The organism is Curtobacterium sp. MCBD17_030 (assembly GCF_003224255.1).
Classification (GTDB): domain Bacteria; phylum Actinomycetota; class Actinomycetes; order Actinomycetales; family Microbacteriaceae; genus Curtobacterium.
The window spans coordinates 1-18,140 of the sequence record NZ_QKLI01000007.1; the positions used below are offsets into that span (position 1 = coordinate 1).

Genomic DNA, 18,140 nt, shown 5'->3' on the forward strand with positions numbered 1-18,140 from the left:
ATGACGCGTTACCACCCAACAGAACCATCCCCGGATCTCGAACCAACTAAGCAGTCCAAGATCCGGGGACCAGTTCACAGCTGGCACCGGGCCTCCCGTCCGTCGTGCGCGCCCTGCCTGCGCGCACGGCGGCGTACCGCGGGGCCGGTCCCAGACGCGAAAGCGACAGTTCGCGCCGGTTCTCCCGCGCACATCTGTCGCTTTCGCGTCCCAGACCCGGCTGCGGCGCGGCGACTCAGCGGGACGGGACCGGCGGGCCGAGGGCCAGCAGCACGCCGAACACGGCGGCGACGAGCACGACACCGACCAGCGCCGAGAGCACCGGGCGCCGCACGACCACGAAGAGCAGCCGGTCGAGCGGACCGGGACGTTCCCCGGCTGCCACGCGCCGACGCCAGCCGCCGTCGAGCATGCCGCGGCCGGCGACTCCGACCTCGAACGGCAGCGTCGTGTACGGCACGATCGCGCTCACCCACCCGAGCACCGTGGCGCCGAACGACCACCGCTGGTTCACCGCGACGACCGTCGTGACGACCAGGTACGCCAGGAACACGAAGCCGTGCACCCCGCCTCCGACCCGGACCGGCCAGTCACCGGCACCCAGGCCGTACTTCAACAGCATGCCCACCAGGAGCATCGTCCAGGTCACGAGTTCGGCGATCGCGAGGCCGCGGAACAGGGATCGAGGGGTCATGGCCTCCATCGTGACGGACGCCGGGTGGAAGTCGCGTGGACGAGCGCGGAACGACAGCAGGACGCCCCGGACCAACCACAGCAGGACGCCCCGGACCGCAGAGCCCGGGGCGTCCTGTCTGTGTCGTTCGGCAGTCCGCGTCAGCGTCGGACGGTCACCACCTGCCCGAGCTGGTTCGCACCGGCGGCGGCGTCCCAGGTGCCGACGTTCGCAGTCTGGATCGCGAAGGCCGGGTCACGTGCGACCGAGCGCTCGGCGGCGGGCATCGCGAGCGCGACCTGCCACTTGCCGGACGGCACCTCGGCGAGCGACGCGGTGACGGTCGCGGTGGTGCCGGGCTGCCACGACGACGCGTCGGCACGGACGGGCACGGTGACGTGCCGGTGACCGTTGGTCAGCACGAGCTGCACCGGACGGTGGTTGTACGGCGCTGCCCAGCCGTCGTTGCGCACCGACACCGAGACCGCGGCGTGCTTGCCGGAGGTCACGGTGCTCGAGGTCATCGTGAACCGGTAGCCGAGCTTCTTCGCGGCGTCGGTCATGCCGGCCTGGCCCCAGGTCGACAGGACGTCCTTGTTGTAGTCCAGGTTCAGGTAGCTGTAGTGGTACTTCGCCATCTCGGCCGAGGCGGACGGGTACTCGGACCGCGGTGCGTTCACTGCGCAGGTCTCACCACCGACCGGGACGTACCGGGAGTCGGCGGCGAGGTAGTCCTGGTCGAGCGACAGCGGGTCGGTCAGGAAGGTGCCGAAGTCGTCGGGCGAGGCGAGGAAGCAGTCGTTGTGGTGGCCGATCCGGGAGGCGGGAGAGCCGTTGTGCGCCTGCTGCGGCGTGAGTGCGCCGGCGGTGCCCGACGTCGTGCGGAGTGCGTCCTGCTTCATCTGCATGGTGCGCACCTGGATCGAGCGGCTGGACGGCAGCGCAGCCAGCTCGGCCTTGACGACCTGGCGTCGGGCGTCCTCGTCGGCGTCGGTCAGCACGCCCGGGTTGGCCGGGTCGCTGGCGAAGTGGTCCGTGTAGTAGCCCTCGCCCCAGAGGCCGATGAAGCCCTCCTGCAGCGTCGGGATGACGTCGGCGTTCCGGCGGAGGGTCGGCGTGAGCTGCTTGATGTGTGCGAGCACGGTCGGCAGGTCGGCGTCGCCGTACGGCGCCGAGTACGGCCAGTTGCCGCCCTGGACGTACGCGAAGCGGGTGATCACGCTGACGCCGGCGGCGCGGGCGGTGTCGTAGTCGTGCTGCACCAGCTTCAGCCAGGCCGGGCTGAGGCGCCGCTGGTCGACGAACGCCTCCATGTAGAACACGCGGACGATCTGGGTGACGCCGTCGGCCCGGTAGCCCTCGAGCGTGGCGGCGTCCAGCGGGGTGTAACCGGTACCGTCGGCGCGGTAGTGCGTCTCGGTGGTGTGGTCGAACCCGCGCTGGGGGTTCGGGATGACGGCATCGCTCGCCGTGTAGGTCACGGTGGAGCTGGTCGGTGTCGGGTGACGGTCGCTGTGTGACGACGACGCCCACGCGTTGGTTGGCACGGCGAGTGCGATCACGGCCGCGAGTGCGGCGGTGGTGATGGTGCGGTGCTGCATCGGACGAGCCCCTGTCCTCGGCGCGGGTGCGGATCGACACCCCCTGGTGTCGGCACCTGCGCGAATGTGATCTGAAGGTAGGTCAACCGATCAGAAAACACCAGCACCAGTTCCTCGTATCGATTCGATCTGATCTTGGGTAGCGTGGTCGACATGTCGCAGACGACGGACGCATCGAAGACGCTGCGCGTGGGGGTGGTCGGGCTCGGGTTCGCCGGGACGACGCATCTCGACGCCTACACCGCACTCCCCGGCACCGAGGTGGTGGCGCTCGCGGGCAAGGAGACCGGCCGGCTCCACGAGCTCGCCGAGACCCGCCAGGTGCCGGACACGTACCCGGACTGGCAGGACCTGGTCGCCCGCGACGACCTGGACATCGTGTCGATCGGCGTGCCGAACTCCCTGCACGCCCCGATCGCCATCGCCGCGCTCGAGAGCGGCAAGCACGTCTTCTGCGAGAAGCCCCTCGCGACCACGGGCGCCGAGGCGCAGGCGATGGTCGACGCCGCCGTGGCGAACGACCGCGTGCTCGAGGTCGCCTACAACCACCGCCGCCGCGCCGACGTGCAGTTCCTGGCCGACCACGTCCGCCCCGTCGACGGGCAGGACAGCCCGCTCGGGCACGTCTACCACGCCCGGGCGAGCTGGCGACGACGCGCCGGCATCCCCGGCATCACGTCGTGGTTCACGAACAAGGACGCAGCCGGTGGCGGTCCGCTCATCGACCTCGGTTCGCACGTCCTCGACATCGCGATGCACCTGATGGGCGAGCCGCGCGTCGTGGCCGTCAGCGCCGTCGCGTACAACGAGCTCGGTACCGCCGGACGCGGTGGCAGCACCGGCGGCGGACCCGTCTCCGGTGCGACCGGCCGCCCGTTCGACGTCGAGGACTTCGCGAACGCCCTGCTCCGCTTCGAGGACGGCTCGAGCCTGCAGCTGCAGGCCTCGTGGGCGTCCTACTCGAAGGACGACGAGGACATCGAGGTCGAGCTCCTCGGCTCGACCGGCGGTGCCCGGCTGTTCGTCCGGAACTACGCCACCGAGGGCACGGTCGAGCTGTACTCCGACATCGACGGCGTCCCCGCGGTCACCCGTCCCGCCGTGCACGTCCCGGCCGGCCACCACCAGCGCGTCATCGAGGAGTTCCTCGCCACCATCCGGTCCGGCACGCACGAGGGCCACCACGGCGAGTTCGCGTTGCACCGCACGCGGGTCGTCGACGCCGTCTACGCGTCGGCGCAGGCAGGCCACGAAGTGGAGGTCATCGCATGAACATCGTCGTCTGGAACGAGAACGTCCACGAGACCCGCGGTGACGAGACCGTCCGCGAGCACTACCCCGACGGCATCCACACCGTCGTCGCCGCCGGCCTGGAGGCGCGACTCCCCTCCGCCCACATCGTCACGACCGCCACGCTGCAGGAACCGGAGCACGGCCTGACCGAGGAGCGCCTGGCCGCGACCGACGTCCTGTTCTGGTGGGGCCACATCGCCCACGACGAGGTCGCCGACGAGGTCGTGGACCGCGTCGTCCGGCACGTGCACGCCGGCATGGGCCTGGTGGTGCTGCACTCCGGCCACTACTCGAAGCCGTTCACCCGGCTGATGGGCACGACCTGCTCGCTGAAGTGGCGCAACGACGGGGAGCGCGAGCTGGTCTGGACGACCGCACCCGAGCACCCGATCGCCGCCGGGGTCCCCCACCCGATCGTCATCGACCGCCAGGAGATGTACGGCGAGTACTTCGACATCCCGCGCCCGGACGAAGAGGTCTTCCTGTCGACGTTCGCCGGCGGTGAGGTGTTCCGCTCGGGCGTCGCCTACCGTCGCGGGCTGGGCAGGGTGTTCTACTTCTCGCCCGGCGACCAGGAGTACCCGGTGTACCACCACCCCGACATCCAGCGGGTCCTGGCGAACGCCGCCGAGTGGGCCGCGCCGACCGGTCCACGCCGGCAGCTCACCGCCGACCCCCACCCGAGGGACTGGTTCCTGGCCGACTCGTCGCGTAGACAGGAGGGGTGACTACACCGCAGGAGGTCGACCGCCGCACGGCCCTGATCGAGGCGCTCGACGTCCTCGGTGCGGGACCGGAGGAACGCTTCGACCGGATCACCCGGATGACCCACGAGGCGTTCGGGGTGCCGCTGACGTTCCTCAACCTCGTGCACCACGACCTCGTGACCACGCAGTCGACCTTCGGATGGAACCAGGGCACGAGCGTGCCCGCGAACGAGCAGTTCTGCGCCACGACCGTGCTCACGCCGGAGCCGCTGGTGATCCCGGACACGACGCTCGACCCGCGGTTCGCGCACACCGCGGCCGTCGCCGAGCACGGCATCCGCTTCTACGCCGGCGCGCCGCTCTCGATGCTCGACGGCACCCGAGTGGGCACGCTCTGCATCATGGACTCGCAGCCGCGCGCCTTCTCGGCGATGGACCTCGCGCTCCTGCGGGACCTGGCGCGCTGGGCCGAACGCGAACTCGGGTACGCGCTCGAGCGTGACCGGCTCGCGAGGGTGCGCGCGGCGCTGGTGCCGGACCCGCTGTCGGTCCCCGGCCACGACGTCGCGACGCTCGCCGTGCAGCGCCCGGACGGCGGTGGCGGGCTCACCGACTGGCGGGTCGTCCCCGACGGCGCACTGCACCTGACGGTCGGCGCGGTGGTCGCCGGACGCGTCTCGGCGCTCCTCGCCGCCGACGTCCGTGGCGCACTGGCCGCGCGGACCGACCTCCCGATCGCCGAGGCGGTCGCCGGACTGGAGGCCCAGGTCGCCCCCGACCTCCGGGTCGCCGACGCGGTCGCCGAGCTGGTGCACGCACGGCTCGACCCGACGACCGGGCGCGTCGACCTGGTGGACGCCGGGCTCGGCACCGCGGTGGTCGTCAGCGCCGACGGCAGCGTCCGTCCGGTGCGGTCCACCGAGCTGCCCGTCGGGCTCGGTACCGCGTCGACACCCGGAGCCCGGTCGACGCTGTCGGTCGAGCTGGCAGCCGGCGACCGGCTCGTGCTGGCCTCGGACGCGTGGTCGACCGTGCCCGGTGTCGAGGGACCCGAGGCGATCGCGGCCCTCGTCGCCGCGCAGCCGGACGGCACGGCGGCGGTCGAGCACGTCCGCACGCTGCTGCCCGAGGGCGACCCGGCGACCGACCTGACCCTCGTCGTCGTCACCCGGCACTGAGGTCGTCAGCCAGCACTGAGGTGGTCAGCCGGCTCGGGACCGGCTGCTCAGCGCGTCTGCGCGCCGGGCTTCCCCGCGAACGCCGCCACGAGCAGGGTCGCGAGCATCCCGAACCCGGTCAGCACGACGCCGAGCGCCGCGAGCTGCCAGTACGCACTGGCGACGTGCTGCGGCTGCGTGACGATGTCCGGCCACCACGGGTCGAGGAACGGCACCGAGCCCGGGAACGGGTCGAGCCCGAACATCGCCAGCCCGCCGAGGAGCAGCACGACCCCGAGGGCGGCCATCGTGCCCCGACGGCCGCCGAGCATCCGGACGACGAGCGCCGCCCCCATGCCCACCAGCCCGACGACGGCGAGCGCGAAGGCCGCGACGAACACGGGCTGCGGCACGAGCGAGAACCAGTCGAGCACGGCGATCGGCACGAGCAGCCACCGCCCGGTCCTGGCCCACCGTGCGGGCGTGCGCCATCCATGCATGCCGGAACGGTACGACACGAACCCGGACGACCGCCCGGCTAGCATCGCGAGGTGCCCACACCAGCAGCGGAGGTCGAGGTCGACACCGCCCTCGTCCGCGCGCTGCTCGTCGACCAGCACCCGGACCTCGCCGACCGTCCGCTCGCCGTCGTCGCCTCGGGCTGGGACAACGTGGTCGTCCGCCTCGGCACCGATCTGGCCGTCCGCATGCCCCGACGCGCCGCCGCCGCGGTGCTCGTCGAGCACGAACAGCGCTGGCTGCCGGAGCTCGCCCGCCTGGTCGGTGCCGTGGTGCCCGTCCCGGTGCCGCTCCGCACTGGTCGCCCCGCCCTCGGCTACCAGTGGGCCTGGAGCGTCGTGCCCTGGTTCCCGGGCAGGACGCTCGGCAGCGACGCCGGCGGGCCGGGGGTCGGGGAGGCGCTCGCCGACTTCGTCTCCGCCCTGCACGTGCCGGCCCCGGACGACGCCCCGCTGAACGCGGTCCGGGCCGTCCCGCTCCGCACCCGGACGGACGCCGTCCTGGAACGACTCGGGTCCGGACCGGTCCCGCGCGCCCAGGAGCTGGCGACCGCCTGGCGGACGGCGGCCGACCTGCCGGTGGCTGCCGGGCCTCCCGTCTGGGTGCACGGTGATCTGCACCCGTTCAACCTGCTCGTCGAGACCGGCCCGCGGGGCGACCACCTGTCCGCGGTCGTCGACTTCGGTGACGTGACGGCGGGGGACTCCGCCGTCGACCTCGCGACCGCCTGGTTGACGCTCGACCGGGAGGCCCGGTCCGCCTTCCGCACCCAGGTCACCGCCCAGGACGCCAGCCTGGACGAGCACTCCTGGGGGCGGGCCCTGGGCTGGGCCGTGTCGATCGCGTCGGCGCTCGCCGTCGGTGACGAGTCGGCGTCCCACGCGGTGGCGCGACGCGCGATCGACGCCGTCCTCGACGACTGACGACCTGCTCCGGTTCGCGCACGTCATCGAGACGGGGGCTACCGCGAGCGCGACCACGGGGTTACCGTCTCCCCACACCAATCCGTGCACGTGAAGATCGGGAGGGGCCTCATGACCCTCGAGTTCCGCGTCCAGCACGACGTCGCCACCGACGCCTCCCCCTCGTCCCGGACCGCGCCGCGGGGCCGGGTCCGTCGGGTCCTCGACCACCTCGCCGCCCGACGCACCGCTGCGCAGCTGCGTCGGCTCGATGCCGACCTCGTCGAGCTGTCCGACCTGCAGCGCGTGCTGTCGGACGCCCGCGCGGTCGTCGACCGCGGGTGGATCCAGCACGCGTGGTTCGCCTACGTCGACGACCGGGGGCGGACCCGGACCGCGTCGAGTGCCGCCGCGACGGAGGTGGCCGGCCGTCCCCTCGTCGGCGCGTGCCTGGTCGGAGCCGTCGTCGACGCCGCGGGTGGGCCGCACGCCGTGCACTCGCAGCCGGTGCAGCGCTCCCTGGACCTCGTCTGGCATGCCCTCGCGGCGGCCGAGGGGTCGCCGGTGACCTGGTGTCCCGCGCCGGACATCCGGATGGGCCGCGTGCGTGACCTCACCCGCTGGAACGACAGCGCCGGGCGCACCGCCGAGCAGGTCTCCGGGCTTCTGCTCACGGCCGAGCGGGTCGCCCTGCAGGAGTCCGACCGGGTCGCAGGACGAGCATCCGCGCTCCGTGCACACTCGGGGGCAGTACCCGTCGTCGGTTGAGATCGTTACACACCTCCCAGGATCAGCTCGGTGCTGTGCCGCTGACCAGGGTTTATCGGGACAATGGTTGCTGAGTGGAACCGTCGTTCTCGCGATGGGGACCCCGCCGGGGCTGAGCATCTGCGTAGCTTGGAGGCCGTCCGTTCCCTGATCCGTGGGCCGGACCGTCGACCCGAGGGAGTGCAGAACCGGTGTTCCAGTACATCGCCGAGCGATGGGACCAGATCTGGTTCTCGTCCTGGCAGCACTTCTCGCTGGTCGTCCAGTGCGTCGTGCTCGCGACCATCATCGCCGTGGTCCTCGCGGCGCTCGTCTACCGGGTACCCGGCCTGCGTTCCGCCGCGAACGAGGTCTCCACGGTCGGCCTGACGCTGCCGTCCTTCGCGGTCATCGGTCTGCTGCTCGTGCCGCTCGGGTTCGGCGTCGTGCCGTCCGTCGTCACGGTGACCTTCTTCGCCGCCCTGCCGATCCTCCGCAACGCGGTCGTCGGGCTCAACGAGATCCCACCGGCCGTCGTCGAGTCGGCGCGCGGCATCGGCATGAGCCGCTTCCGCACCCTGGTGCAGGTCGAACTGCCGATGGCGTGGCCGATCATCCTCACCGGCGTGCGGGTCTCCGCGCAGATGGTCATGGGCGTCGCCGCGGTCGCCGCGTACGCACTCGGCCCGGGACTCGGCAGCTTCATCTTCTCCGGGTTGTCCCGCCTCGGTGGCGCGAACTCCCTCAATTCCGTGATCGTCGGGACCGTGGGCGTCGTGTTGCTCGCCCTGGTCCTCGACCTCCTGCTCCTCGGCCTCGGCCGTCTGACCACCTCGAGAGGTATCCGTGTCCAGCACTGAGTCCCCGACCACCGCGCCCGACACCGACGTCACCGGCCGGAGCATCCTGCTCGACAAGGTGACGAAGCGGTACCCGGGCCAGGCGAAGCCCGCCGTCGACGGCATCACCCTCGAGATCCCGGCCGGCAAGATCGTCATGCTCGTCGGCCCTTCGGGCTGCGGCAAGACCACCACGCTGAAGATGATCAACCGGCTCATCGAGCCGACCGAGGGTCGCATCGTGGTCGGCGACGACGACGTGACCAAGATCGACGGCGACGAACTGCGTCGCCGGATGGGCTACGTCATCCAGGCCGGCGGACTCTTCCCGCACATGACGGTCGCGGCGAACATCGCGGTCGTGCCGAAGATGCTCGGCTGGTCGAAGGACAAGATCGCCGCCCGGGTCGACGAACTCCTCGACCTCGTCTCGCTCGACCCGGACACCTACCGCGACCGCTACCCCCGTGAGCTCTCCGGCGGACAGCAGCAGCGTGTCGGGGTCGCCCGCGCCCTCGCCGCGGACCCGCCCGTCCTGCTCATGGACGAGCCGTTCGGTGCAGTCGACCCGATCACACGGCAGCGCCTGCAGGACGAACTGATCCGCATCCAGGCGGAGCTCCACAAGACGATCGTGATCGTCACCCACGACTTCGACGAGGCCGTGAAGCTCGGCGACTGGATCGTGGTGTTCTCCGAGGGCGCGCACATCGTGCAGTACGACTCCCCGGAGCGGATCCTCGCCGAACCCGCGAACGAGTTCGTGGAGAACTTCATCGGCTCGGGTGCCGGCCTCAAGCAGTTGACCCTGACCCGCGTCCGCGAGGTCGGACTGGCCGACGCCGTCACCTGCTCCCCGGGCGAGCAGACGGAGGCCGTGCTCCAGCGCATGCGCGAGGCCGGCGGTCACGGGCACGCCGTCGTCGTCGACCGGCGTCAGCGGCCGATCGGGTGGCCGTCGCGCCGCCAGCTCGAGCGTCTCGACCGGATCCCGGAGGGCATCGAGGCCGGTCTGCCCGTCGTGTCCGAGGCGTCCACCCTCAACGACGCGCTCGACACCATGCTCGTCTCGAGTGCCGGTGCAGCGCTGGTGACCGGTCGTCGGGACGCGTTCCGGGGCGTCATCACGGTCGAGACGGTGATGGACGCCATCACCCGAACCCGTGCCGCTGCCGCCGAGGAGCAGGCCTACACGCCCGTCGGGACGAACACGAACCCGATCGAGGGGATGCCGAGCACGCCCGTCGTCGACCTCGATGACGAGCCGGCCGGCTCCGCCGACGACTCGCTCGCCACCGACGCTGCGCACTCCGACGGTCGGGACGACCGGTGAGCGACGTCGTCGTCACCGCATCCCCGGCGACCGGGGAGCGGACCAGCTGGCGAGGACTGGTCATCCAACCGGTCGTGATCCTCGTCGTCCTCGGCGCGTTCGCCGTCTGGCTCGCCACCGCGGACCTGACCCCCACCGAGCGCACGACCCTGAACCCGTCCGGGCTGCTCGACCTCGCCCGGCAGCACCTCATGCTCACCCTCATGTCGACCGTCATCGTGCTCGTCGTCGCCATCCCGCTCGGCATCGCGCTCACCCGCGGGCCCCTGCGGAAGGCGAGCGGAGCGATCCTGGCGGTCGCCAACTTCGGCCAGGCCGCACCTGCAGTCGGCCTGATCGTGCTCCTCGCGTTCTGGCTCGGGTTCACGTTCTGGGCCGCGGTGGTCGCCCTCGTGCTCTACGCGATCCTGCCGGTGCTCCGGAACACGATCATCGGCATCGAGAGCGTCGACGCCCGGCTCGTCGAGGCCGGTCGGGGCATGGGCATGAGCGCCGCCGCCGTCCTGCTCAAGGTCGAACTGCCGCTCGCCGTCCCCGTCATGCTCGCGGGCATCCGCACCGCGCTCGTGCTCCTGGTCGGGTCGGCCGCCCTCGCGACCTTCATCGGTGCGGGCGGCCTCGGACTGCTCATCACCACCGGCGTGAACCTGTTCCTGCCGAAGGTCCTCGTCTCCGGGGCGCTCCTCATCGCGCTCCTCGCCCTCTCCATCGACTGGCTCGGCCGCATCGTCGAGACGTTCGCCCGACCGAAGGGACTCCGATGACCCGCCGCACGCGCACCCCGGGCCGCCGAGCCCGCCGTCTGCTCGCCGCCGCCGCGCTGGCGGGCGTGGCCACGAGCCTCCTGGCCGGATGCGGTCTGCAGCCGGCGGCGTCGTTCGTGCCGGCCGCAGCGCCCGGCACGATCAAGCACATCGACGACCTGCCGGAGGGCGCGGCGCTCACCGTCACGTCGAAGAACTTCACCGAGCAGCTCGTCCTCGGCAAGATCGCGGTCCTCGCCGCCTCCGCCGCCGGCTTCGACGTCACGGACGAGACGAACGTGCCCGGTTCGGTGGCCGTCCGGCAGCTGATGACCTCGCACGACGCCGACCTGACGTACGAGTACACCGGTACCGCGTGGCTGACCTTCATGGGGCACAAGAAGGGCATCCCGGACAAGACCGAGCAGTGGCAGGCGGTCAAGGACGAGGACGCCGGCAACGGGCTGACCTGGCTCCCCCCGGCGCCGATGAACAACACGTACGCATTCGCGGTGCGTGACGAGGCGGTGAAGGACCTCGACGGCATCACGAAGCTCTCGCAGATCGCCGACCTGCCCGCCGACGAGCGCACGTTCTGCGTCGAGTCCGAGTTCAACTCCCGCGCGGACGGCTTCAAGCCGATGCTCGAGAAGTACGGACTGGACCTCGGCGGTTCGGGCGACAACGCCATCGCGAAGAAGAACGTCGACATCCTCGACACGGGCACCGTCTACACGGCGACCGACCGCGGCACGTGCAACTTCGGCGAGGTGTTCACCACCGACGGCCGCATCAAGTCACTCGGGCTGACGGTCCTGCAGGACGACCGCGGGTTCTTCCCCGCGTACAACGTCGCGCCGGTGCTGTCGAGCTCGGCGCTCCAGGAGTACCCGCAGCTCGAGGGCATCTACGACCAGATCTCGCCGAAGCTCACCGACGCGGTGCTGCAGGAACTCAACCGGCAGGTGGACGTCGAGGGACGCGAGCCGGCGGACGTGGCGTTCGAGTGGATGGTGAAGGAGGGCTTCATCACGAAGCCCTGAGGTCGCGACGTGACGATGTCAGGGCGGGAGGCTCCCCACCGGTCACGGCCGGCCTGCCGCTGGCGCGTCAGTCCGGAACCGACCGACGTGGGCCCAGGTGTCAGCTGGCACCGCGCCTCCCGACCGTCCGTTCCGCCGCCCGCCGGGACCCGGTCGCCGGTATCGTCGACGCATGGCACTGTTCGGACGACGCAAGCCCGACGTGCGCGATCGGCCCGTCAGCCAGGTCGAGCTGAAGCGCGCGGTGGACGAGGGGTTCCTCATCGCCCGGGCAGCGGTGATCGTCGCCGTGGCGAACCGCATCATCACCAACGCCTTGCGCGACCAGGGGTACTTCGACCATGCCCTGATCGCCGACGCCGCGCGTCAGGAACTGCACCGGATGGCCGAGGAGCAGCGTGGCGACGCCGAACGGATGCGGGAGATCCGGGTCCGGTCGAGCAAGCAGGGCGGGCGCTCGCAGCACCAGCACGACTACCGGCGCGGCGACGACCTCAAGCTCCGCACCCGCGAGGCGACGTACGAGGAACTCGCCGCGCGCCTCGACGCCCGCCGGGACGACCAGCACTTCGTCGACGGCATCGTCCTCGCCGCCCGTGCCCGCGCATGGGACGACATCGGCACGACCGTCGTCGGCCGTCTCGGCTGGGCCCAGCGGCCCGCCGACGACTACGAGGTCGGGCGCGACGAACGGCTGCAGCAGCTCCTCGACGAGGACTTCGCGACCCTCGTCGCCGAGCACCCGGTCGGATCCGGCACCGCGGTCGGCGCGGACGAGCCGGACACCGACGGACCGGATGACGGCACCGACCCGGCCGAGGCGGACACCACCTCGAGTTGACCGGGCGCACGGTGCCGGACGCGGGCCTCGACCCGTGTCCAGCCGTCGCTCCGTAGGCTCGCCCGCATGGTTGATGCGGTGGTCGTCGGAGCCGGACCGAACGGGCTGGCCGCAGCGGTCACCCTCGCTCGGGCCGGCCTCAGTGTCGAGGTCGTCGAGCGGAACGACACGATCGGCGGCGGGGCCCGGACCAAGGAGCTCACGCTGCCCGGCTACCTGCACGACGTCTGCTCCGCGGTGCACCCGATGGCACTGCAGTCCGAGTTCTTCCGGGCGTTCGGGATGGAACGGCGCATCGAGCTCCGGCTGCCCGAGGTGCAGTACGGTCACCCGCTCGACGGCGGCCGTGCCGGCATCGCGTACCAGGACCTCGACCGCACCGCCGACGCGCTCGGAGTCGACGGCCGTGCCTACCGGCAGCTGATGGCCCCACTGGTGTCGCACGCCGACGAGGTCTCCGACTTCGCCACGGACGCCCTCCTGCACGTGCCACGACACCCGGTGACCGTGGCCCGCTTCGGGCTCCGTGCGCTCGAGCAGGGGACCCGCGCGTGGAACGCACGCTTCCGCGACGACGTCGCTCCGGCCATGATCAGCGGTGTCGCGGCGCACTCCATCCAGCACATGCCCTCGCTCGCCACCGCGGCCGCAGCGCTGTCGCTCGGCGTGTACGCGCACGCCCGCGGTTGGCCGGTGCCGATCGGCGGCAGCCAGGCGATCGTCGACGCGCTCGCCGCCGACCTGGTCGCACACGGCGGCACGATCGAGACCGGGCGGGAGGTCCACTCCCTCGGCGACCTCACCCCGGCCAAGGCGGTGTTCTTCGACACGAGCGTCCCGTCCATGCTCCGGATCGCCGGCAACCAGCTGCCCGCACCGAAGCGCGGCGCCCTGCGGCACTTCCGGTTCGGCAACGCGGCGGCCAAGGTCGACTTCGCGCTGTCCGAGCCGGTGCCGTGGACGAACCCCGAGCTCCACCGCGCCGGCACCGTGCACATCGGCGGCACCCGGGCCGAGATCGCCGAGGCCGAGGCGCAGGTCGCCCGCGGTCAGGACCCCGACCGCCCCTACGTCCTGGGCTCCGAGCCGACCGTCGTCGACCCGAGCCGGGCCCCCGCGGGCGGACACGTCTTCTGGGCGTACGCCCACGTCCCCGCCGGCTCGACGGTCGACCACCAGGAGTCCGTCATCCGTCAGATCGAACGGTTCGCCCCGGGCTTCCGCGACACCATCGTCGCGACGAACAGCCGGACCGCCGAGGACATGGAGCAGTACAACCCGAACTACTCCGGCGGGGACATCGCCGCCGGTGCCGCGAGCTTCTGGCAGCTGGTGAAGCGGCCCGTGCTCTCGAGTGACCCGTGGCGGATGGGCGGCGGCATGTACCTGGTGTCGCAGTCCGCGGCTCCCGGTCCCGGGGTGCACGGCATGGCAGGCTGGCACGCGGCGAAGAGCGCCCTCCGACACACCTACGGGTTGCCGGTGGACGTCGACCTGGCACCGAGGAGCTGACATGGCGAAGAACGTCCGGATCATCCACTGCACGCCCGAGGAGGTCTTCGACGTCCTCCGCGACGGCTGGCTCTACCCCACCTGGGTGGTCGGCGCGTCCCGGATGCGCGGCGAGGACCCCGGCTGGCCCGCGGTCGGCACGAAGCTGCACCACTCGTTCGGGGTGTGGCCGCTCGTGATCAACGACACGACGAGTGTCCTTGAGTACGACGAGCCCCGACGCATGGTGATCCAGGCGCGCGGGTGGCCGGTGGGGGAGGCCCGCGTCGAGGTCGAGGTCGAACCCCACCCCCGCGGCTGCCGGGTCACCCTGCGGGAGAACCCCGTGAAGGGCCCGGGGACGCTCGTTCCCGGCTTCCTCGCACAGCCCGGCATCTGGGTCCGCAACCACGAGACGGCACGCCGCCTCGGCTGGGTCGCAGCCGGTCGCGCGCGCAGCCACTGAGCCCTCCGCGAGACGCCCCCATCGACGCGAGACGCCACGGTCTGTGCGAGACGCCGCCTGAGTCGGCGGCGTCGTGCGCACTCGGCGGCGTCTCGCAGCCACCGGCGCCCGCCTACTCCTCGCGGGAGAACGCGCTCGCGCGGGCGACCTGGTCGGCGGTCAGGGCGACGCCCGTGTACCGCTCGAACTGGCGTGCCGCCTGCAGGGCGATGACCTCCGCGCCCGTGATGACGTGCGCACCGGCGTCGCGGCCGGCCCGGACGAGCGGGGTCTCGGAGGGGAACGCGACCACGTCGAAGACGGTGCCCGCGGCGGCGATGCGGTCCGGCGCGAACGACAGCGCGGCCTCCTGGTCGCCACGCATGCCGAGCGGGGTGACGTTGACGAGCACGTCGGCGTCCCCGGCCTGCTCCTCGGCGCCGACCCACGTGTACCCGTACTGGTCGGCCAGGGCGCTGCCGGTCGCCTCGTTGCGGGCGACGACGGTGAGGTGCTCGAACCCGGCACCGCGGAAGGCCGCCGTGACCGCCTTCGCCATGCCGCCGGAGCCCCGTAGGAGCACGCGGGCGTCACGGTCGACCCCGTGCGAGTCGAGCAGTGCGGCGACGGCCTCGTAGTCGGTGTTCGACGCGGTGAGGACCCCGGCGTCGTTGACGATCGTGTTGACGGAGCGGATCGCGGCCGCGGACTCCTCGAGTTCGTCGACGAGGGGGATCACGTCCTCCTTGAACGGCATCGACACCGAGCACCCGCGGATGCCGAGCGCCCGGATGCCCGCGACCGCCCCGGGCAGGTCCGTCGTGGTGAACGCCTTGTAGACGTAGTCCAGCCCGAGTTCGTCGTAGAGGAAGTTGTGGAACCGGGTGCCGATGTTGCTCGGACGGGCGGCGAGTGAGATGCAGAGCTGCATGTCCTTGTGGAGGATGGGCATGTCGTCAGTGTCCCACGTGGCAACGATGGAGCGGTCCATCACACATCCGTCCGCGAGGAGTGCGGCGTCCGTCGCCGCCCTGGCGTACCGTGACCGGGGATGACTGCTCTCCCTGACACCATGCGCGCCGTCCGCTTCGAGGAGTGGGGCGACCGTTCCGTCCTGCACGTCGCCGAGGTCCCCGTTCCCGAGGTCGCTCCCGGCCGCGTGCTGGTGAAGGTCCGCGCCGCCGGCGTCAACCCCGGCGAGTCCGCGATCCGCCAGGGCCTCGTCGACGACCACGACCCCGAGAAGCTGCCCTCCGGCCAGGGCACCGACCTCGCCGGAACGGTCGCCGCGATCGGCCTCGACGTCGACGGGTTCGAGGAGGGCGACGAGGTCCTCGGCTGGTCGTGGGAGCGCTCGAGCCAGGCGGAGTACGTCTCCGTCCCCGCCGGGCAGCTCGTCCCGAAGCCCCGTCTGCTCTCGTGGGAGGCCGCCGGTGGCCTGGACGTCGCCGCGACCACCGCTGCCGCCGCCGTCCGCGCCGTCGACCCGCGAGCCGGCGAGACCGTCGTCGTGTCCGGTGCCGCCGGCGGCGTCGGCTCGTTCGTCACGCAGCTGCTGACCAACGAGGGCGTCGACGTCATCGCGATCGCCTCCGAGTCGAACCACGACTGGCTGCGGTCCAAGAACGCCCGTCCGGTCGCGTACGGCGACGGGCTCGAGGACCGGATCCGCGAGCTCGCCACGAACGGCATCGACGCCGTCATCGACACGTTCGGCGCCGAGTACGTGCATCTCGGCATCACCCTCGGCGTGCCCACCGACCGGATCGAGACGACGATCGCCTTCGCGGCCGCGGCCGAGGTCGGCGCCAAGGCGTCCGGCAGCGCCGACACTGCCGACCCCGAGATCCTGTCGGCACTGGCGAACATGGTGGCGGATGGTTCGGTCGAGGTCCCGATCGCCGCCACCTTCCCGCTCGACGCGGTGCAGGACGCCTACGCCCAGCTCGAGGAGCGCCACACCCGCGGCAAGATCGTCCTGCTCCCGTAGGACTGGTCATCCGAGAGCAGCCCCAGGCCGGGAGGCCCGTGCCGCGCTGGTGGGGTTGTCCCCACCCCGGGACGGGAGGCTGCCCCATGCCGTCGCGCGGCGTGGACCCGTAGCGTCGAGGACATGACGAACACACTGCACCGCCCCCGTGCCGGCCGACTGCTCGCCGGTGTCTGCGCCGGCATCGCGGACCGCTTCGGTTGGTCCCGCACCGGCGTCCGCGCCCTCTGGGTCGTCCTCAGCCTGTTCCCCGGTCCGCTCTGGATCGCCTACGTCGTGCTCTGGATCATCATGCCGGTGCAGGGTCAGCACCGCTGAGGTCGCCCCGGCGCCGGTCGTCGGCACCACGCACAGCCGTCCCGTCCGGACGGCGTAGGGTGTCGGCGTGCCGGTCTCCGTCTTCGATCTGTTCAGCATCGGTGTGGGGCCCTCGAGCTCCCACACGGTGGGCCCGATGCGCGCGGGCGTCGACTTCGCCGGACGTGTCGTCGGACTGCCGGTCACGAGCATCCGGGTCGACCTCTACGGCTCACTCGCCTCGACCGGGCACGGGCACGGGACGCTCGGCGCCGTCGCGATCGGCCTGATGGGACACCGGCCGGAGGACATCGACCCCGACGTCATGACCGCCGCGCTCGAGGGCCTCGAGTCCAGCGGTCTCCTGACGCTGGCGGGCGGCCCGACGGTCGCGTTCCGGCTGGCGGACATCGTCCTGCACCCGCTGACCATGCTGCCCCGGCACCCGAACGCCATGCGCCTGCGGTCCTTCGACGCCACCGGCACCGAGACCGCCGTGGAGACCTACTACTCGATCGGCGGCGGGTTCATCGCCCGCGACGGCGACGAGGAGCCGGGCGAGGACGTCGCCGGCACCGCGATCCCGGTCGAGACCGACGCGGTGCCCCACCCGTTCTCCAGCGGAGCCGAGCTGTTGGCGGCCTGCGCGACCACGGGCCTCCCGGTCAGCGGCGTCGCCCTCGCCAACGAGACGGCGACCCGCCCCGAGGCCGAGGTGCGCGACCGGCTCCTCCGCATCCACGCCGTGATGGAGGACTGCGTCGACCGCAGCGTCCGTCGCACCGGTACCCTGCCGGGCGGGCTGGAGGTCCGGCGCCGAGCCGCCGACTGGTTCGAGCAGCTGACCCGTGACGACCCCGGTCACGACCCGCTCTTCGCGATGGAGTGGACGAACCTCACCGCCATGGCCGTGAACGAGGAGAACGCCTCCGGAGGCCGTGTCGTCACCGCCCCGACGAACGGCGCAGCCGGGATCATCCCCGCGGTCCTCTTCTACGCGCTCACCTACGTGCCGACGATCACGCCCGACCGACGGGACGACGCGATCGTCCGCTTCCTGCTGACCGCGGGCGCCGTCGGCTCGATCTACAAGGAGCGGGCGTCCATCTCCGGTGCGGAGGTCGGATGCCAGGGCGAGGTCGGCTCGGCCGCCTCGATGGCCGCCGCGGGACTCGCCGAACTGCTCGGCGGGACGCCCGAGCAGGTCGAGAACGCGGCCGAGATCGCGATGGAGCACAACCTCGGACTGACGTGCGACCCGGTCGGTGGCCTGGTGCAGATCCCGTGCATCGAGCGGAACGCGATCGCGGCGAACAAGGCCGTCAACGCCGCCCGGATGGCGCTCCGTGGCGACGGCGTGCACCACGTCTCGCTCGACCAGGTCGTCGAGACCATGCGCCAGACCGGCGCGGACATGTCGCACAAGTACAAGGAGACCGCGATGGGCGGTCTCGCGGTGAACGTCCCGCTCTGCTGACCCGGCCCCGGAACTGGGGCTGCGGCGGGCGTCGAGCGGCGG

Annotated in this window: 19 protein-coding genes; 15 read left to right on the forward strand and 4 right to left on the reverse strand. The window is 71.9% G+C overall.

Annotated elements, in window-relative coordinates; translation table 11 throughout:
• Positions 1–235: 235 nt before the first annotated feature.
• Complete coding sequence (locus DEI89_RS08385; protein WP_110903698.1) at positions 236–694, reverse strand: DUF3817 domain-containing protein; 459 nt, start codon at positions 692–694, stop codon at positions 236–238.
• Between the two features lie 140 nt (positions 695–834).
• On the reverse strand, positions 835–2,274 hold the full coding sequence (locus tag DEI89_RS08390) for a DUF4832 domain-containing protein (protein WP_110903596.1): 1,440 nt from the start codon (positions 2,272–2,274) through the stop codon (positions 835–837).
• Positions 2,275–2,427: 153 nt separating this feature from the next.
• Here DEI89_RS08390 and DEI89_RS08395 point away from each other — a divergent pair, with 153 nt between their 5' ends.
• The 3 genes from DEI89_RS08395 to DEI89_RS08405 are packed head-to-tail and all read left to right on the forward strand — an operon-like array spanning position 2,428 to position 5,452.
• Entirely contained in the window at positions 2,428–3,546 is a 1,119-nt protein-coding gene (locus DEI89_RS08395; RefSeq protein WP_110903699.1) for a Gfo/Idh/MocA family protein, read from the forward strand.
• Positions 3,543–4,295 (forward strand): ThuA domain-containing protein, encoded by a 753-nt coding sequence (locus tag DEI89_RS08400; RefSeq protein ID WP_110903597.1) that lies wholly within the window; start codon positions 3,543–3,545, stop codon positions 4,293–4,295. The genes DEI89_RS08395 and DEI89_RS08400 overlap by 4 nt, the downstream gene beginning before the upstream one ends.
• Positions 4,292–5,452, forward strand: a complete 1,161-nt coding sequence (locus DEI89_RS08405) for a PP2C family protein-serine/threonine phosphatase (RefSeq protein WP_110903598.1) — start codon at positions 4,292–4,294, stop codon at positions 5,450–5,452. The genes DEI89_RS08400 and DEI89_RS08405 overlap by 4 nt, the downstream gene beginning before the upstream one ends.
• A 47-nt stretch (positions 5,453–5,499) precedes the next feature.
• Here DEI89_RS08405 and DEI89_RS08410 read toward each other — a convergent pair whose 3' ends face one another.
• Positions 5,500–5,931, reverse strand: a complete 432-nt coding sequence (locus DEI89_RS08410; protein WP_146236719.1) for a hypothetical protein — start codon at positions 5,929–5,931, stop codon at positions 5,500–5,502.
• A 51-nt stretch (positions 5,932–5,982) separates the two neighbouring features.
• On the opposite strand from DEI89_RS08410, the gene DEI89_RS08415 reads away from it, so the two are divergent.
• The 9 genes from DEI89_RS08415 (at position 5,983) to DEI89_RS08455 (ending at position 14,355) form a co-directional block, all read left to right on the forward strand.
• Positions 5,983–6,873, forward strand: coding sequence for an aminoglycoside phosphotransferase family protein (locus DEI89_RS08415; RefSeq protein WP_110903600.1), 891 nt, complete (start codon positions 5,983–5,985; stop codon positions 6,871–6,873).
• A 111-nt stretch (positions 6,874–6,984) separates the two neighbouring features.
• The gene (locus tag DEI89_RS08420; RefSeq protein WP_110903601.1) at positions 6,985–7,620 is read left to right on the forward strand and encodes a hypothetical protein; all 636 of its coding nucleotides are present in this window, start codon (positions 6,985–6,987) and stop codon (positions 7,618–7,620) included.
• A gap of 191 nt (positions 7,621–7,811) precedes the next feature.
• The gene (locus DEI89_RS08425; RefSeq protein WP_110903602.1) at positions 7,812–8,459 is read left to right on the forward strand and encodes an ABC transporter permease; all 648 of its coding nucleotides are present in this window, start codon (positions 7,812–7,814) and stop codon (positions 8,457–8,459) included.
• Positions 8,446–9,771, forward strand: coding sequence for an ABC transporter ATP-binding protein (locus DEI89_RS08430; RefSeq protein WP_110903603.1), 1,326 nt, complete (start codon positions 8,446–8,448; stop codon positions 9,769–9,771). Before DEI89_RS08425 ends, DEI89_RS08430 begins: the two co-directional genes overlap by 14 nt.
• Positions 9,768–10,535 (forward strand): ABC transporter permease, encoded by a 768-nt coding sequence (locus DEI89_RS08435; RefSeq protein WP_110903604.1) that lies wholly within the window; start codon positions 9,768–9,770, stop codon positions 10,533–10,535. Before DEI89_RS08430 ends, DEI89_RS08435 begins: the two co-directional genes overlap by 4 nt.
• On the forward strand, positions 10,532–11,557 hold the full coding sequence (locus DEI89_RS08440; RefSeq protein ID WP_110903605.1) for a glycine betaine ABC transporter substrate-binding protein: 1,026 nt from the start codon (positions 10,532–10,534) through the stop codon (positions 11,555–11,557). Before DEI89_RS08435 ends, DEI89_RS08440 begins: the two co-directional genes overlap by 4 nt.
• 172 nt (positions 11,558–11,729) lie before the next feature.
• Positions 11,730–12,398, forward strand: coding sequence for a hypothetical protein (locus DEI89_RS08445; protein ID WP_110903606.1), 669 nt, complete (start codon positions 11,730–11,732; stop codon positions 12,396–12,398).
• Positions 12,399–12,464: 66 nt separating this feature from the next.
• Complete coding sequence (locus DEI89_RS08450) at positions 12,465–13,910, forward strand: NAD(P)/FAD-dependent oxidoreductase (protein WP_110903607.1); 1,446 nt, start codon at positions 12,465–12,467, stop codon at positions 13,908–13,910.
• A gap of 1 nt (position 13,911) precedes the next feature.
• Positions 13,912–14,355: an SRPBCC family protein gene (locus DEI89_RS08455; protein ID WP_110903608.1), complete on the forward strand. Its 444-nt coding sequence runs from the start codon at positions 13,912–13,914 to the stop codon at positions 14,353–14,355.
• Positions 14,356–14,467: 112 nt separating this feature from the next.
• On the opposite strand, the gene DEI89_RS08460 is transcribed toward DEI89_RS08455, so the two are convergent.
• The gene (locus DEI89_RS08460; protein WP_110903700.1) at positions 14,468–15,286 is read right to left on the reverse strand and encodes a shikimate 5-dehydrogenase; all 819 of its coding nucleotides are present in this window, start codon (positions 15,284–15,286) and stop codon (positions 14,468–14,470) included.
• 99 nt (positions 15,287–15,385) lie between these two features.
• Between DEI89_RS08460 and DEI89_RS08465 the strand changes: the two genes are divergently transcribed.
• From DEI89_RS08465 to DEI89_RS08475, 3 genes are all read left to right on the forward strand, one after another.
• Positions 15,386–16,324 carry an NADP-dependent oxidoreductase gene (locus tag DEI89_RS08465; RefSeq protein ID WP_110903609.1) on the forward strand — a complete coding sequence of 313 codons (939 nt, stop codon included), beginning with the start codon at positions 15,386–15,388 and terminating at the stop codon, positions 16,322–16,324.
• Between the two features lie 123 nt (positions 16,325–16,447).
• Entirely contained in the window at positions 16,448–16,642 is a 195-nt protein-coding gene (locus tag DEI89_RS08470) for a PspC domain-containing protein (protein WP_110903610.1), read from the forward strand.
• Between the two features lie 67 nt (positions 16,643–16,709).
• A complete protein-coding gene (locus DEI89_RS08475) occupies positions 16,710–18,098 on the forward strand; it encodes an L-serine ammonia-lyase (RefSeq protein ID WP_110903611.1) in 1,389 nt (462 codons plus the stop codon).
• The last annotated feature ends 42 nt before the right edge of the window (positions 18,099–18,140 follow it).

Bases quoted from the DNA above. Each gene is read 5' to 3' on its own strand.
- DEI89_RS08385 (WP_110903698.1), bottom strand. From the start codon at position 694: ATGACCCCTCGATCCCTGTTCCGCGGCCTCGCGATCGCCGAACTCGTG.
- DEI89_RS08390 (WP_110903596.1), bottom strand. From the start codon at position 2,274: ATGCAGCACCGCACCATCACCACCGCCGCACTCGCGGCCGTGATCGCA.
- DEI89_RS08395 (WP_110903699.1), top strand. From the start codon at position 2,428: ATGTCGCAGACGACGGACGCATCGAAGACGCTGCGCGTGGGGGTGGTC.
- DEI89_RS08400 (WP_110903597.1), top strand. From the start codon at position 3,543: ATGAACATCGTCGTCTGGAACGAGAACGTCCACGAGACCCGCGGTGAC.
- DEI89_RS08410 (WP_146236719.1), bottom strand. From the start codon at position 5,931: ATGCATGGATGGCGCACGCCCGCACGGTGGGCCAGGACCGGGCGGTGG.
- DEI89_RS08420 (WP_110903601.1), top strand. From the start codon at position 6,985: ATGACCCTCGAGTTCCGCGTCCAGCACGACGTCGCCACCGACGCCTCC.
- DEI89_RS08440 (WP_110903605.1), top strand. From the start codon at position 10,532: ATGACCCGCCGCACGCGCACCCCGGGCCGCCGAGCCCGCCGTCTGCTC.
- DEI89_RS08445 (WP_110903606.1), top strand. From the start codon at position 11,730: ATGGCACTGTTCGGACGACGCAAGCCCGACGTGCGCGATCGGCCCGTC.
- DEI89_RS08450 (WP_110903607.1), top strand. From the start codon at position 12,465: ATGGTTGATGCGGTGGTCGTCGGAGCCGGACCGAACGGGCTGGCCGCA.
- DEI89_RS08455 (WP_110903608.1), top strand. From the start codon at position 13,912: ATGGCGAAGAACGTCCGGATCATCCACTGCACGCCCGAGGAGGTCTTC.
- DEI89_RS08460 (WP_110903700.1), bottom strand. From the start codon at position 15,286: ATGCCCATCCTCCACAAGGACATGCAGCTCTGCATCTCACTCGCCGCC.
- DEI89_RS08465 (WP_110903609.1), top strand. From the start codon at position 15,386: ATGACTGCTCTCCCTGACACCATGCGCGCCGTCCGCTTCGAGGAGTGG.
- DEI89_RS08470 (WP_110903610.1), top strand. From the start codon at position 16,448: ATGACGAACACACTGCACCGCCCCCGTGCCGGCCGACTGCTCGCCGGT.